This is a genomic window from Actinoplanes sp. NPDC004185, from assembly GCF_053603475.1.
Genome location: NZ_JBSGFR010000030.1, coordinates 83,550 through 97,027, shown reverse-complemented (window position 1 = coordinate 97,027; position 13,478 = coordinate 83,550). Strand labels below are relative to the sequence as shown.

Sequence of the window (13,478 nt, the reverse complement as noted above, 5' to 3'; positions counted from 1 at the left end):
ATCGTCTTGGCGAGTCTCACCGTCGGGATGACCCCTCGCGTTGCGCGGGTAGGGCAGGATGTGCCCGCGGAACGTGGGATCGAGGATCAAGGATGGTCAGCATGCGGCGCTCGCTCGTGGCGGTTGTGGCGGTTGTGGTGGTCACGCCGCTGGCGCTGGCTGCTTGCAGTGGTGATGAGGACAAGCCCACCCCGGCTGCCTGGGTCGGCTCCTCGCCCTCTGCCGCCGCCTCCGGTGGGGTGCCCGAGTCCGGTGTCGCCGAGTCCGGCCAGCCCGGCGGCTCCACCGCCGTCTCGCTCACTGTGACTCCTGCCACGGGCAAGAAGGGTGTCCCGGTCGCCACCGAGATCGGTTTCAAGGTCTCCGGCGGCAAGGTGACGACCGTCGCCCTCAAGGACGCTTCCGGCAAGACAGTGGCCGGGTCGCTGCGTGACGACGGCTCGGCCTGGGTGCCGAGCAAGCCCCTCAAGACCAACAAGAAGTACGACGCCACGGTCACCGCCGTCGACTCCGCCGGTGGCACCAAGACCGCCAGCACCTCTTTCACCACGATGGGCAAGCCCGGCAAGAAGACCGGCACCGGCCTCTACCTCTTCGACGACCGCACGTACGGCGTGGCCATGCCGGTCGTGGTCGAGTTCAACCCGGGCGTCAAGAAGAAGGACCGGGCCGCCGTCCAGAAGCGGATGTTCGTCAAGACCACCCCGGAGCAGCCCGGCACCTGGTCGTGGACCGCGAGCGGCACTCAGGCCTACTACCGCGCCCCGAACTACTGGAAGACCGGCACCGAGCTCAAGGTGCGGATCGCCGTCGGTGGTCTGCCGACCGGTGGCGGCCGGTACGGCGACCAGGACCGCGGCGCGACCGCCAAGATCGGCCGCAGCTTCGTCATGAAGGTCGACAACAAGACCAAGAAGATGATCGTGGAGCAGGACGGCAAGACCGTCCGTACGATGCCGGTCAGTCTCGGCAAGAAGAGCACTCCTTCGTCGAGCGGCACGATGGTCGTCATGGAGAAGAAGGCGGCCACCGTCTTCGACACCACGGCCGAGCTGGGCCCGAACGAGGGCTACCGCACCGAGATCGAGTACGCCCAGCGCATCACCTGGAGCGGCCAGTACATCCACTCCGCGCCGTGGTCGGTCGGCTCGCAGGGCCGCCGGAACGTGTCGCACGGCTGTGTCAACGTGTCCCCGTCGAACGCCCGCTGGCTTTTCGACAAGACGCTGATCGGTGATCCGATCACCGTTCGGGGTACTGAGGACAAGCTCGACGCCGGTAACGGCTGGACGGCGTGGGACATGAGCTGGAAGGAATTCATCAAGGGCAGCGCGCTGCCGGTGCCGGCCGAACTGGCCGCCCAGGCAGGCGCCTGAAACTTGAAGCGTAAAGTGGGTCCGGTCGCTTGAACCCGCGTCGCGGCGCCACCCTCCGGGCGCCGCGGCACGAAACCGGGATTGGTGGCCCGGCATTCATGGGGGAAGATGGGCGCCGGGACGACAGCGCGGTGAGAGGGATCATGGGACTTCGTGGAGAACGGTCGACGGGTGCGCGAGCGCTCCGGATGACCAGCCGGGCCGGGCGACGGCCGTGGCAGGTCGCCGTGGCGGCTCTGGCGACCGCGACTGTGCTGGTCACCGCCGGTTGCAGCGGTGACAAGGCCGACACCCCCTCCTGGCAGGGCGGCGCGCCGGGCGACGGCTCCGCGGCCTCGGGTGCCCCCTCGCCGCAGCCCACGCTCAGCACGGTGGCAGTGACCTCGCCCGCGGCGGATGCCAAGGACGTCGAGGCGATCGCCGACATCAAATACGACACCGAGGACGCCGAGAACACGTCCGTCGAGGTCAAGGACGCCGACGGTGCCGAGGTCAAGGGCACCCTCGACAAGGACAAGAAGGTCTTCACGCCGGCCAAGGCGCTCGGCTGGGGCAAGACCTACACGGTGACCGTCAACGGCACCCCTTCGGGCGACAAGGGCGGCTCCACCACCAGCTCGTTCACGGTGATGAAGAAGCCGTCGAAGCTGGTCCGGGTGACGAGTTTCCTCGGTGACGGCAACGTCGTCGGCGTCGGCATGCCGATGATCGTCCGCTTCGGCCGCTCCGTCCCGGAGAAGTACCGCGACGACGTCCAGCGCCGCATGACGGTGACGGCGACGCCGGCCCAGGAGGGCATCTGGCACTGGACCAGCCCCACCGAGGTGCACTACCGCCCGAAGACGTACTGGAAGGCCTACACCAAGATCTTCTACAAGGTGCAGCTCGCCGGGGTGCCGATGGGTGACGGCTGGTACGGCCGCTCCGACCTGACCGTGGACCTCAAGGTCGGCCGCTCGTTCGTGATGACGGTCGACAACAAGTCCAAGAAGATGACCGTCAAGCAGGACGGCAAGGTCGTCAAGACCATCCCGGTCAGCCTGGGCAAGAAGAGCACCCCCTCCTCCAGCGGCACGATGGTCGTGATCGAGAAGAAGGAACACACCGTCTTCGACACGACCGACGAGCTGCCCGAGGGCGAGGGCTACAAGACGAAGATCGACTACGCCCAGCGGATCACCTGGAGCGGCCAGTTCATCCACGCCGCGCCGTGGTCCGAGGGCGTGCAGGGCAAGCGCAACGTCTCGCACGGCTGCGTCAACGTCTCGATGGCCATGGGCAAGTGGCTGTTCTCCCGCACGATGCTCGGCGACCCGATCACGGTCAGCGGCACCGAGGAGAAGCTGAAGAACGGCAACGGCTGGACGGACTGGAACATGAGCTGGGACGAGTACAAGAAGGGCAGCGCCATCTGAGCGCGCCTGACAAAACCGCGTGACGCGGGCCGGTCGGTTTCCGACCGGCCCGCGCGCCGTTTCCCGGGGGTACGCCCCCAGCGGCCTTACCCTGAGCCGATGCCACGATCACTGCCTGCTTTCGCCCGCTCCGTCCTGATCGCCGGCAGCCTGGTCGGCGGCAGCATGATCGCCGCCTGTTCCAGCCCGGCGCCGGAGCCGGCCTCGCCGCCCCCGGCGGGAGCAAGTAGCGCTCCGGCACCCTCGGCTACCCCGGTCGACGAGCCGCCCGGCGCGATCGCCTGCGGCAAGGCCGTCCGCGCGGTCAGCGACGCCTCGCTGATGAACCCAGGCGTGGTAGCCGACATCACCGCCGCCTCAGCAACGGCGGACGCCCCGGTGGCCGACGCGGCCCAGGCCCTGTCGGCGGCGTACACGAATGCGGTGGCCGCCCATGACACCGACGCCGAACCGGACGCGGTGGCAGCGGTCAGCGCAGCGGCCGCGGAACTGGTCAAGATCTGCGGCGACTCAGGCCTGGAAACGGCCGGCTGACCGCCACAAAGGCCGCCGGATACCGTGACGCGGGTGGACGTCGAGCAGACCTGCGCGACCTACCTGGAGCTGGCCGACCGGCATGCCCCCGGCCTGGTCCGCGGGCTCTACCTGCAGGGATCGGTCGCGCTCGGGGACTATCAGCCCGGCGTCAGCGACATCGACTTCGTCGCGGTCGTCTCCGGTACGCCGGACGTGGCGGCCCTGCGAGCCGTGCATGCCGACCTGCGGCGAGCCCACCGCAAGCCGCACTTCGACGGTCTGTACGTGACCGCCGAGGATCTCCGGCGTGATCCCGCCACCTGCCTGCCCGGACCCGCGGTGCACGATTGGCAGGTCGAGCCGGAGTCACGCTTCGAGCGGCATCTCGTGACCTGGCACGTGCTCGCCCAGGGCGGGGTCACCGTCCGGGGTCCCGGCGTGGCCGGGCTCGGCATCCACACCGACTGGCCGGCGCTGGCCGAGAGCACCCGGCAGAACCTCGCCGGCTACTGGACCCGCTGGCGCGACGGCACCGCGCGCGGCCCGGCCGGCTTCAGCGCCCGGGCCACGTGCTGGGGCGTTCTCGGTGCAGCCCGGCTGCGGCACACGCTGGCCGCCGGGCGGGTCACCGCCAAGACGGAGGCCGCCGATTTCGCCCTGCGGACCTACGACGAACGCTGGCACCGGGTGATCCGGGAGGCCCGGCGGATCCGGGTCGGCGGCCCGGCGCTGTACCGCAACCCCATGCGCCGGCGCGCCGACCTGGCCGGCTTTCTGAAGGTCGTGCTCGACGGCGGGTGAGAGCGGCTCAGACGACGCTCGCGTGGGCCGCGATGATCCGCCAGCCGTGCTCGTCGTCGTGCACCCACGTGCGGGTGTAGCGCATCCGGGCCTCGAACGGCGTGCCGTTGATGCTGCCCCGCAGGTCGCCGAGGAACCAGGTGATCCCGGTCCGCCCGGCGACCAGCACGGTCAGCTCCTCCTCGTGCAGGGCGTCGATCACCTGCGTGCCGGTGCGGTGCACGCGCAGGTCGTCCTGCTTGCCGTAGAGCGCGCCGTCGGGCCCGGTGAAGACCAGCCGGTCGTCGAGCAGTTCGTCCAGCGCCGGTACGTCCGACGCCAGCTGGGCCGCCTGCAGGCGGCGTTCGGCCGTGCGCAACTCGTTCTCGTCCACCGGTACCTCCTGCCGCTGACGTTAGGCCATGGCCTGCCTCGCGGCGGCGAAGGGGAGGCGGTCGAAGATGAAGCGGCTGCGGATGATCCGGCCGTCCCGCACGGTCAGGCATTCGGCGCCGGGACCGCTGGCCACGAGCGCGGACCTGGTGTCGTACATGAGCAGGGCTTTGTCCTCGTCGCCGAAGGCGGCGATCAGCGTGGTGCTGATCAGCGACCCCGCGAACGGCGCGAGGAAGGCGCGGTAGGCGTCGCGGCCTTCGATCCGGCCGGCCGGGGCGTCGCAGACGAGATCGTCCGCGACGTCGGTCAGGGCCAGCTCGACGTCCTTGCTCGTCCAGGCCCGGTGGTACGCCAGCGCCACGCGCAGGGCGGCACTCTCTTCTTCCGGCATCGGAGTTCCCCTTCGGTTCGGTGTTCGGTCCCTTGGTGAGACACCGGCGCGGGGACGATCGGAACGGTCCGGGGATGAGATGCTGCGGTCGTGGACGGTACGGACTTCGGTGAGCTGGTCGAGCCGTACCGTGGTGAGCTGCTGGTGCACTGTTACCGGCTGCTCGGGTCGCTGAGCGATGCCGAGGACGCCCTGCAGGAGACGCTGGTCGCGGCCTGGAAGGGGCTGGCCGGCTTCGAGGGCCGCTCCTCGCTGCGCACCTGGCTGTACTCGATCGCGACCAACCGCTGTCTCAACGTCCGGCGCTCGGCCGCTCGGCGTGTCCCGGCGGCGCCGAAACCACCGTTCGAGCCGCCCGAGCCGACCCGGCGCGACGCGGTGACCTGGTTGCAGCCGTGCCCTGACACCCTGCTGGAGCAGCTTCCCGATGCTGCCCCCGGCCCGGAGGCGCGCTACGGCATGAAGGAGGCGGTGGAGCTGGCGTTCATCGCCGCGCTGCAACGGCTCCCACCTCGGCAGGCCGCCGTCCTGATCCTGCGGGACGTCCTCGGGTATTCGGGCGCCGAGGTCGCCGGGATGCTCGCGACGACTCCCACGGTGGTCAAGGGTGTGCTCCAGCGGGCCCGGTCCGCGGCCGGCGACCCGCGGACCACGCCGCATGACGGCCGGCTGGCGCGACGCTTCGCGGACGCGTTCACGGCTGGTGACGTGGACACGGTCGTCGGGCTGCTGGTCGACGACGCCTGGCTGACCATGCCGCCGGCACCGCACGAATATCAGGGTCCGGCCGCGATCGGCGCGTTCCTGCGGGCCAGCGACGCGTGGCGGGGGTCGCGGCAGCTGCTGCTCGTCCCGGCCGAGGTCAACACCCAGCCGGCTTACGCCTGCTATCTGGCGGAGCCCGGCGGGACGGTCGCGCGTCCGGCCGGCCTGCTGGCGCTCACGGTACGCGGGGACCGCATCGCCGGGCTGACCCGCTTCCACGACAACGCCGCGCTGAGCCGCCTCGGACTCCTCGCGGCCGCCGGGGTCACTTCGGCTGGACGAGCCAGTTCCAGGCCCGGCGCAGACCGTCGGTGAACGAGTCGTCCTCGCCGGCCTTGGCCATCGTCTCCTCGGTGGGCTCGTGCAGCTCGGCCGCGGGGACCGCCACGATGACACCGTGTTCGAAGAGGCCGTCGATCTGCGTCGCGGCGGCGTAGCGGTGGCCCTGCGCGGTCTTCACGACCAGGCCCTGGAAGATCTCGTCCCGGTCGTCGGAGAGGACGTGCGCGACCGTACCCACCTTGTCGCCCGCGCGGTCGTAGACCGGCGTGCCGTCGGCGAGGACGAGGAAAGACTGCGGGGCCCCGAGGTCCTCGGGGGCGGTGTTGTCCGACATGGCTCTGCTCGTACCCCGCGGGCCTGCGCGGTAACCGGCGGTCAGTCGCCCGGCGGGAGCAGCGCCACTTCGCGGTAGAAGCGGTCGATCGTCCGGACCGTGGCCTCGAACTCGTCCAGCCCGAACGGCTTGGTCACGTACGCGTTCGCCCGGTGCTGGTAGCTCGACGCGATGTCCGGCGCCGCGCCGGAGGTGGTCAGGATGACCACCGGAATGGTCTTCAGCCGCTCGTCGGTCTTGATCGCCTCGAGCGTCTCGCGGCCGTCCATGCGGGGCATGTTGAGGTCCAGCAGGATCAGATCGGGGCGCTGGGCGTCCTCGTACGGCGCCGTGCGCTGCAGGTAGTCGAGCGCCTCGCGCCCGTCCGCCACCCGGTTGACCGTCGTCTGCCGCTCGGAGCCCTCGAGCGCCTCCGAGATCATGAGGGCGTCGGCATCGTCGTCGTCGACAACGAGGATCTCGAGACTTCGCACCGCTACCCCTTTGTTTGCAGTTCGGCAAGCATAGGGGGTGCCGGGGTTCAGGGCCACCGGCCCACACGACGATTGCCCGGCCGTGCCCGGGAACCGTCGTCCACGAGGGCGCTGACGTGCTGCCCGCCGGTGGCCGGCGTACGGTTCGCAGTGTCCTCAGGGCAGGTCGGTGAACCACGCGGCGACCCGGTCGGGCGCCAGGTCGAAGCCGGTGGCGCGGGCGCCGGCCCAGTTCACCCCGACCAGCAGCCCGTCCTGCCGCAGGCCGGGCAGCCAGCTGTCCAGCCAGTCGTCCATCGGGATCTCCACCACGTCGAAGCCCCGGTACGCCGGCACGGCACCGACCACGCGTTCGGCCCGGGAGGGCTTGGACCAGAACGGCATGGCCCGCCGGCCGGCCCCGTCCTCCGGAGCCGGGTAGCCCGCGGCGTCCCGGATCGACCAGACCCGGCCCTCCCGGGGCAACTCCCGGCGGAACGCCGCCGCATGGGCCGCACTGAGCGACATGCCGTCTCCCTCTGTCGGTAACCACCCCTATCGTCGCTTATCGGGGCTTTACCGGTGATTTGAACAGTCAAATCAAGCGAGCAGGCCCAGCCGGTGCACCAGCTTGTCGATCCGGTTGCGCGGCCCGACCAGGCTGACCGCGTGGTACGCCAGCTCGGCGCCGGAGGTCTCCCCGACCTGGCGCAGGTACTCGTCGTACACGCGGGTGGCCTGGCCCTGGACCGGCATGTCGGCGACGAAGACGCCCAGCGAATCGGCCGCCCGCGTGCGGATCTCGGTGAGCCGGGCGACGGGCGCACCCAGCACCGAGCAGCCCGCCCAGGGGAGGCCGGGGTGCACGGATCCGTCGGCGTCCTTGGCGTCCGGCCCGAGCAGGCCGGTCACCGCCGCGGTCGTGGCCGCCGCGACACAGATGGCCGCGTTGGTGGCCCGTCCGGCGGGCAACGCCTCGTCGACGACGATCACCCACTTGAGCCGGGCGGAGCGGGTGGGCTCGTCGGTACGGATCTCCTCGGGCTCGAAGCCCACCTGATTAACGCCGTTCATAGGGAGAAACGGTAGGCATCCGCACGGCCTTATGACAAGGAATCCGTACTTAATCCGGCTACGCTGGCAGTATGGCGCATCTGGACGAACTTGATACGGCGTTGCTGCGGGAACTGCAGATCGATGCACGGCGTACCAACCGCGACATCGCCGCCGCGGTCGGGGTATCGCCGACCACCGCGCTGGACCGCACCCGGGCGCTGCGTGAGCGTGGCGTGATCCGGGGCGCCAGCCTCACCGTGGATCTCGCCGCGATCGGCCGGCCGGTGCAGGCGCTCATCGCGGTCCGGATCCGGCCCCCGTCGCGGCGGAACATCGAGGCCTTCCGGAACTGGGTGACCGCCCTGCCGGACACGCTCGGCGTCTTCGTCACCACCGGCTCGGAGGACTTCCTGATCCACGTGGCGGTGCCGGACAACGAGAGCCTCTATGCCTTCGTCATCGACCGGCTGACCGAGCACGCGCACGTGGCGGACGTGCGCACCTCCGTGGTCTACGAGCACCTGCGCAACGACCGGATCACGCCTGTGGTGTCCTGAGCCGGGCCAGCTGGCGGTCGTGCCGGCGGGAGAAGAGCAGCTGGCTCACGACCGCACCGCACAGCGCCAGGAACATGTCCCACTGGGTGTCCCACACGTCGCCCTGCGCGCCGAGGAAGTCGTCGGCCGCGCTGCCGCCGATCAGGGCCGACCACCACTCGAAGAATTCCCAGCAGGCGCTCACGCCGAGCACCACGCAGACCACCAGGGCGAAGAGCCAGCCGCCGGGGCGCAGCGGGGTACGGCGCAGCAGGATCTCGCGGGCGATGATCGCCGGGGTGATGCCCTGGAAGAGGTGCCCGAGCCGGTCGTACGGGTTGCGCTCCAGCGAGAGCAGGTCCTGCACCCATTCCCCGGCCGGGACCTGGGCGTACGTCCAGTGGCCGCCGATCATCAGGATCAGCGCCTGGGCCAGGATCAGCCGGTAGGCGAGCGGGGTCAGCGGGAAGCGCCGGTAGGTCAGCACCAGCACCGGGACGGCGATCAGCGCCGGCAGCACCTCGAGCAGCCAGGTGCCGTAGGAGTACGGACGGATCGCGGAGATCGCGAGAGCCAGAATCCCGGCGCCCAGCAGGACGGCCGGCTCGCGGCGTGCCTCAGTCATGCCGGGAATCCTGTCAGCGGGCCCCGCCCCGCCACCTGGGTACGCGAGCTCAACTCGCCCTAGGGTCGACGCATGTGGATCAGAGAGGCGACTGAGCAGGACTGGCCCCGGATCTATCCGTTCTGGTCGCGGATCGTGGAGGCCGGCGAGACGTACGCGTACCCGCTCGGGCTCGGCCCCGACGAGGCGCGGGCGTTGTGGATGGAGCAGCCACCCGGACGCACCGTGGTGGCGGTGGAGGGTGACGAGATCCTCGGCTCGGCGAAGATGGGACCCAACCGGCCGGGCCGCGGCGCGCACGTCGCCACCGGGAGTTTCATGGTCGATCCGAGCCGGCACGGCCAGGGTGTCGGACGGGCGCTGGGTGAGCATGTCGTGGAGTGGGCCCGCGGCAGCGGATATCACAGCATGCAGTTCAACGCGGTGGTGCAGGTCAACGCCGCTGCCGTGCACCTCTGGCAGTCGCTGGGATTCGTGATCATCGGCACCGTCCCGGAAGCATTCGATCATCGGGCGAAAGGACTAGTGGGCCTCCACGTAATGGTCAAGAAGCTATAAATCGTCCCGAAACGCCCTTAAATCCCGTAGCAGCTCGCAAAACGCCCATAACCTCTCTTTCGTCAGGCCAGCCCTCGGCCCGACGACGAACTAGTTTCGGAGGAATGGGATGAACAAGTCTCGGCGTATCGGAGCCCTCGTGGCCGCCACCGTCGCTTCGGTTGGCATGGCGTCGCTGGTGGCCCCCACCGCTGCGGAAGCGGCACCGCGGGGACCGCAGCCCGTCTCCAACTTCGTGCAGCGCGTCCGGGCGCACACCGACACCTGGGTCAGCATCCGCTGGCAGACCGGCCGCCGCATCTGTGACGCCCAGGTCTGGGTGAGCGGCCGGCGCGTCGACGTCGACTACCCGCGCAACGCCCGCTCGACGTCCTTCTCGCGCGGCGACTGGCTGCGTCCGGGCCGCACCGACTTCACGGCCTTCCGCGTGAACGCCGACTTCGACCGCTCCGGCGTGGCGCTGCTGCGCGCGACGATCGTGTACGACCACTGCGGCCGCTTCGACCGCCCCGTGCGCCGCTCCTTCGGGATCGCCATGCCGGTGGTCGCGTACCGCCCGGGCAACGGCGGCCCGATCGGCGGCGGCCCGATCGGTGGCGGCCACGGTAACGGCAACAACGGTGGCGGCAACAACGGTCACCACGGCGGCAACAACGGTGGCGGCGACCACCACGGCGGCGACCACCACGGCAACAACGGTGGCAACAACAACGGCGGCGGCAACAACAACGGCGGCGGCAACAACAACGGCGGCGGCACGAACACCGGTGGCGGCACCAGCACGGGTGGCGGCACCAGCACGGGTGGTGGCACCAGCACGGGTGGTGGCACCAGCACGGGTGGTGGCACCAGCACGGGTGGTGGCACCAGCACGGGTGGTGGCACGAACAACGGCGGTGGCAACAACACCGGTGGAGGCAACAACGGTGGCGGTAACAACACCGGTGGTGGCTCCAACAACGGTGGTGGCACGAACAACGGTGGTGGCACGAACAACGGTGGCGGCAACAACACCGGTGGCGGCAACAACGGTGGCGGCAACAACACCGGCGGCCCGACCCACGGTGGCGGCAACCACGGTGGCGGACAGCGCTGACGTCCGGCTCACTGAAGTGACGCGCGGGTGGCCGGACGGCCACCCGCGCGTTCTTCTCTTCCGGAGCTGATTACGCGCGGCCGGCGGGGGCGGCCGGCCGCGCGTAAGTCCTCATCCCTCAGCGGGTCGCCATGATGAGCGCGGCCGGGTCGGTGCAGACCAGCTCCAGCGCCCGGGCCACCACGGCCGGGTCGTACGTCGAGGCGTGGAACGTCGCCTCCAGGTGCAGCACCCCGCCCATCTCCGACGTGGTGAGCGTGATGCCCTCCGGACCGTTGAGTGTCGGCACGCTCTGGTTGACCCGGCCCGCGGCCTCGACCGCCCACGGCAGATCGGCGAGCACGTCGTGCCGGCCCTGGTTGCTGAACGTCAGCCGGGGCCGCGGCTCGATCGCCACCTCCGACGGATACGCGTCCGGCAGGCCGGGTGCCCCGGCCACCGCGATCTTGCCCTCGCGCAGCAGCATCATGGTCAGGATCCGGCCGGTGGCCAGTTCCGCCTTGAGCGTCGTGTGGATCGCCTGCGGGTCGGTCAGGCTCGGCGGGCTCAGGTACGGGCCCATGCAGAAGTTGCTGTCGATGCTGACGCCCTGGTCCACGTAGCGGCGGGCGTCGGCCAGGAACGTGCCGCCGGACAGGTCCGGGTTCAGGCCCAGCTCCCGCAGCGCCGCCGTGAACGCGGCGAACGTGATCGCCGAGGTGGTGACGCCGGGCGCGTACTGGTCACGCCACGTGCGCATCTTGCCGAGCACCTCCGCCGAGCGGGCGGTCTCCACCGTCAGTCCCGGCGTCCACGGCCGCGTCGGCGACTCCTGCGGGTGCGGCGGCCGGGCGAAGCTCAGCCCGTGCTTCCACCGGCCCGGCTTGGTGCCGAACTGCTTCCACCAGGCCTTCGGCAGCGCCCACCGGTGCCGGACGGACTTCTCGATCCGGGCCGCCCGTTCCTCGCCGGCCGCCCTGATCAGCTCGCGGAGCAGCGTGTTCACCGGACCCGCGTCGCCGTACGCGTGCGCCACCTTCATGGCCACGTACCCGCCGCCGGCCAGGATCCGCACCGGGTGGTGACCGCGCGGCTCGGCCTGCAGCTCGCGGGTCATCGCGTCGAAGTCGGCGGGCCCGTCACCGAGGTCGGTGACCGCTTCCCGCACGTAGGCCGCGAACGCGGCCGCGTCCATGTGCAGCCACTTGGCGCCGGCGCGGTCGAGCCGGGACACCGCCCGGTGGGTCGGGTCGGCGGCGTGCAGGCCGATCAGGGCGGTCCGCAACCGCTCGGCGGTCACCCCGGTCAGCGGGCCGACGGTACGGATGTACTCCAGCGGCAGCCAGGCGCGCTCGCGCAGAGTCAGGCTGGTGGTCGACATGATGTTCTCCTCCAGGAGCGGTCGGGCGAGGACGACCCGCAGCACGGTCGGCGCGACGAGCACCATTTCGATGGCCATCACCACTGCCACCCAGGTGACGAGCTCGGTGAGGCTGCCGCGGCTGCCGCCGTACCAGGCGGCGACGAGCTCGGCGATGCCGGCGAAGACCGAGAAGATGCCGGCGCCCCGGACGCGGCCCTGCACCCGGGAGATCGCCAGGAAGAAGTGGTGGAAGACGAACGGCACGTAGGTCAGCGCCAGGATCATCAGCGCGGTGCCGGCCGACTCGGCGTAGCTCGCCCCGAACAGGCCCATGATCGGCTTGGCGAAGAACACCACGATCAGCGAGACCGGCAGGCCGCCGCCGAGACAGATGAGCAGACCCATCCGCACCTTGGAGCGCAGCGCGGCCTTGTCGCCGCTGGCCACCGCGAACAGCGTCAGCGCCACGTTGCCCGGCACCATCGCCAGGAACGACAGCACCATGAACGCGGTGTAGAAGGACGCGTTCGCCTCGGCCGACAGCACCGCGGTGACGACCAGGGGCAGGGCCGCGCGGGGGAGGTAGGTGGCCAGGTTCAGCAGGTTGTGGTCGAACGTCGCCCGGCCCCGGCCCCGCAGCAGCGACACGCGGGGGCGTACCGAATCGACCATGCCCTTGCGCCGCAGCGTGCGGCCCAGGATCACCACCGACAGCACCATGCCGGCGATCCAGGTGAGCAGCAGTTCGCCGCCGGTCAGGGCGAGCGGCAGCACGGCGAGCACGCCGAGCAGGACCAGCTTCACCACGGAGAACCAGGCGTTGCGCATCAGCTGCAACGGTCCCTGCAGAAGCCCGACCAGGGCCTCGTCCAGGACCAGGGTCATCGCGTTGAGCGCGATGCCGAAGACCAGCAGCACGGTGGCGGCCGTGCTGCCGAGCGCGTTCTGCAGGCCGGGGACGGCCAGGTGGGCGAGCGCGACGTAGATCAGCCCGCCCAGCGTCGCGGCGCTGCCGGCGACCAGCAGGCAGGTGGAGATCAGTTCCCACTTGCGGCCGCGCAGCGCGGGCAGGTCGGAGATCAGCATGGTGCCCATGCCGAACATGCCGATCGTGCCGATCAGCGTCATCGCGGAGACCGCCGCGGAGGCCTGGCCGACGGCCTCGGCCGGTGCGGTACGCGCGGCCAGCCACCAGTACGCGAAGCCGAACAGCGACGTGATCGCCGTCGTGGCCATCAGCGAACCGGCGTTCAGGAACAGGTCCAGATGCCCGCGCAGAACGGTGACCAGGCCACCACGACCCGGGCCCTCAGGTCCGGGATCCAGGCTCTCCGGCACGACCTCGGTGACCGTACTTTCCACTACTACCGCCCCCAGTGCAGTGATCGAAACCAAACGGTAGTTACCCGGAGTATTCGACTGCCACGGCAGAGTGGTGCACACTCCGCACACTGTCCGGAGTGGAGAACCTGCGGACCGGGGGACGGGTCCGGGACCGTTCGGTGGATCTTCACTGCACCGGCAGTCCCAGGCGTTATGCCTGGTCACAGCCGTAACA

Annotated in this window: 16 protein-coding genes; 8 read left to right on the top strand and 8 right to left on the bottom strand. The window is 70.4% G+C overall.

Going from position 1 to position 13,478, the window contains the following annotated elements:
- Positions 1-92 precede the first annotated feature (92 nt).
- The 4 genes from ACWEOZ_RS28400 (at position 93) to ACWEOZ_RS28385 (ending at position 4,108) form a co-directional block, all read left to right on the top strand.
- Entirely contained in the window at positions 93-1,376 is a 1,284-nt protein-coding gene (locus ACWEOZ_RS28400) for an Ig-like domain-containing protein (RefSeq protein ID WP_451913713.1), read from the top strand.
- Positions 1,377-1,564: 188 nt separating this feature from the next.
- The gene (locus ACWEOZ_RS28395) at positions 1,565-2,791 is read left to right on the top strand and encodes an Ig-like domain-containing protein (RefSeq protein WP_451913712.1); all 1,227 of its coding nucleotides are present in this window, start codon (positions 1,565-1,567) and stop codon (positions 2,789-2,791) included.
- 99 nt (positions 2,792-2,890) lie between these two features.
- Positions 2,891-3,325, top strand: a complete 435-nt coding sequence (locus ACWEOZ_RS28390; protein WP_451913711.1) for a hypothetical protein — start codon at positions 2,891-2,893, stop codon at positions 3,323-3,325.
- 33 nt (positions 3,326-3,358) lie between these two features.
- Complete coding sequence (locus ACWEOZ_RS28385; RefSeq protein ID WP_451913710.1) at positions 3,359-4,108, top strand: aminoglycoside adenylyltransferase domain-containing protein; 750 nt, start codon at positions 3,359-3,361, stop codon at positions 4,106-4,108.
- A 7-nt stretch (positions 4,109-4,115) separates the two neighbouring features.
- Here ACWEOZ_RS28385 and ACWEOZ_RS28380 read toward each other — a convergent pair whose 3' ends face one another.
- Both ACWEOZ_RS28380 and ACWEOZ_RS28375 read right to left on the bottom strand, forming a co-directional pair.
- The gene (locus ACWEOZ_RS28380) at positions 4,116-4,481 is read right to left on the bottom strand and encodes a nuclear transport factor 2 family protein (RefSeq protein WP_433725598.1); all 366 of its coding nucleotides are present in this window, start codon (positions 4,479-4,481) and stop codon (positions 4,116-4,118) included.
- Positions 4,482-4,502: 21 nt separating this feature from the next.
- Entirely contained in the window at positions 4,503-4,874 is a 372-nt protein-coding gene (locus tag ACWEOZ_RS28375; RefSeq protein WP_451913709.1) for a nuclear transport factor 2 family protein, read from the bottom strand.
- A 90-nt stretch (positions 4,875-4,964) separates the two neighbouring features.
- Between ACWEOZ_RS28375 and ACWEOZ_RS28370 the strand changes: the two genes are divergently transcribed.
- The gene (locus ACWEOZ_RS28370; RefSeq protein WP_451913708.1) at positions 4,965-5,954 is read left to right on the top strand and encodes an RNA polymerase subunit sigma-70; all 990 of its coding nucleotides are present in this window, start codon (positions 4,965-4,967) and stop codon (positions 5,952-5,954) included.
- Here ACWEOZ_RS28370 and ACWEOZ_RS28365 read toward each other — a convergent pair.
- The 4 genes from ACWEOZ_RS28365 to ACWEOZ_RS28350 all read right to left on the bottom strand — a co-directional run bounded on the left by ACWEOZ_RS28365 (position 5,905) and on the right by ACWEOZ_RS28350 (position 7,781).
- Complete coding sequence (locus ACWEOZ_RS28365) at positions 5,905-6,255, bottom strand: PRC-barrel domain-containing protein (RefSeq protein ID WP_360555053.1); 351 nt, start codon at positions 6,253-6,255, stop codon at positions 5,905-5,907. The two genes, ACWEOZ_RS28370 and ACWEOZ_RS28365, sit on opposite strands and share 50 nt — an antisense overlap.
- Positions 6,256-6,296: 41 nt before the next feature.
- Complete coding sequence (locus tag ACWEOZ_RS28360; RefSeq protein WP_451913707.1) at positions 6,297-6,728, bottom strand: response regulator; 432 nt, start codon at positions 6,726-6,728, stop codon at positions 6,297-6,299.
- 156 nt (positions 6,729-6,884) lie between these two features.
- Positions 6,885-7,235, bottom strand: coding sequence for a DUF2750 domain-containing protein (locus tag ACWEOZ_RS28355; protein ID WP_451913706.1), 351 nt, complete (start codon positions 7,233-7,235; stop codon positions 6,885-6,887).
- Positions 7,236-7,307: 72 nt separating this feature from the next.
- Positions 7,308-7,781 carry a DUF2000 domain-containing protein gene (locus ACWEOZ_RS28350; RefSeq protein ID WP_451913705.1) on the bottom strand — a complete coding sequence of 158 codons (474 nt, stop codon included), beginning with the start codon at positions 7,779-7,781 and terminating at the stop codon, positions 7,308-7,310.
- A 71-nt stretch (positions 7,782-7,852) separates the two neighbouring features.
- On the opposite strand from ACWEOZ_RS28350, the gene ACWEOZ_RS28345 reads away from it, so the two are divergent.
- Positions 7,853-8,320 carry an Lrp/AsnC ligand binding domain-containing protein gene (locus ACWEOZ_RS28345; protein ID WP_433725610.1) on the top strand — a complete coding sequence of 156 codons (468 nt, stop codon included), beginning with the start codon at positions 7,853-7,855 and terminating at the stop codon, positions 8,318-8,320.
- Here the strand turns inward: ACWEOZ_RS28345 and ACWEOZ_RS28340 are convergent.
- Positions 8,301-8,924, bottom strand: coding sequence for a DUF2238 domain-containing protein (locus tag ACWEOZ_RS28340; protein ID WP_451913704.1), 624 nt, complete (start codon positions 8,922-8,924; stop codon positions 8,301-8,303). The genes ACWEOZ_RS28345 and ACWEOZ_RS28340 overlap by 20 nt on opposite strands.
- Before the next feature lie 72 nt (positions 8,925-8,996).
- Here ACWEOZ_RS28340 and ACWEOZ_RS28335 point away from each other — a divergent pair, with 72 nt between their 5' ends.
- Positions 8,997-9,482 carry an N-acetyltransferase family protein gene (locus ACWEOZ_RS28335; protein ID WP_451913703.1) on the top strand — a complete coding sequence of 162 codons (486 nt, stop codon included), beginning with the start codon at positions 8,997-8,999 and terminating at the stop codon, positions 9,480-9,482.
- A 166-nt stretch (positions 9,483-9,648) separates the two neighbouring features.
- Positions 9,649-10,578, top strand: coding sequence for a hypothetical protein (locus ACWEOZ_RS28330; RefSeq protein ID WP_451913702.1), 930 nt, complete (start codon positions 9,649-9,651; stop codon positions 10,576-10,578).
- Positions 10,579-10,696: 118 nt separating this feature from the next.
- Here the strand turns inward: ACWEOZ_RS28330 and ACWEOZ_RS28325 are convergent, their stop codons facing one another.
- Positions 10,697-13,282 (bottom strand): lipopolysaccharide biosynthesis protein, encoded by a 2,586-nt coding sequence (locus ACWEOZ_RS28325; protein WP_451913701.1) that lies wholly within the window; start codon positions 13,280-13,282, stop codon positions 10,697-10,699.
- Between the last annotated feature and the right edge of the window lie 196 nt (positions 13,283-13,478).

Excerpts from the sequence above, each read along its gene's own strand:
- ACWEOZ_RS28400 (WP_451913713.1), top strand. The coding sequence starts at position 93 with ATGGTCAGCATGCGGCGCTCGCTCGTGGCGGTTGTGGCGGTTGTGGTG.
- ACWEOZ_RS28395 (WP_451913712.1), top strand. The coding sequence starts at position 1,565 with ATGACCAGCCGGGCCGGGCGACGGCCGTGGCAGGTCGCCGTGGCGGCT.
- ACWEOZ_RS28390 (WP_451913711.1), top strand. The coding sequence starts at position 2,891 with ATGCCACGATCACTGCCTGCTTTCGCCCGCTCCGTCCTGATCGCCGGC.
- ACWEOZ_RS28375 (WP_451913709.1), bottom strand. The coding sequence starts at position 4,874 with ATGCCGGAAGAAGAGAGTGCCGCCCTGCGCGTGGCGCTGGCGTACCAC.
- ACWEOZ_RS28365 (WP_360555053.1), bottom strand. The coding sequence starts at position 6,255 with ATGTCGGACAACACCGCCCCCGAGGACCTCGGGGCCCCGCAGTCTTTC.
- ACWEOZ_RS28355 (WP_451913706.1), bottom strand. The coding sequence starts at position 7,235 with ATGTCGCTCAGTGCGGCCCATGCGGCGGCGTTCCGCCGGGAGTTGCCC.
- ACWEOZ_RS28350 (WP_451913705.1), bottom strand. The coding sequence starts at position 7,781 with ATGAACGGCGTTAATCAGGTGGGCTTCGAGCCCGAGGAGATCCGTACC.
- ACWEOZ_RS28345 (WP_433725610.1), top strand. The coding sequence starts at position 7,853 with ATGGCGCATCTGGACGAACTTGATACGGCGTTGCTGCGGGAACTGCAG.
- ACWEOZ_RS28340 (WP_451913704.1), bottom strand. The coding sequence starts at position 8,924 with ATGACTGAGGCACGCCGCGAGCCGGCCGTCCTGCTGGGCGCCGGGATT.
- ACWEOZ_RS28335 (WP_451913703.1), top strand. The coding sequence starts at position 8,997 with ATGTGGATCAGAGAGGCGACTGAGCAGGACTGGCCCCGGATCTATCCG.
- ACWEOZ_RS28330 (WP_451913702.1), top strand. The coding sequence starts at position 9,649 with ATGGCGTCGCTGGTGGCCCCCACCGCTGCGGAAGCGGCACCGCGGGGA.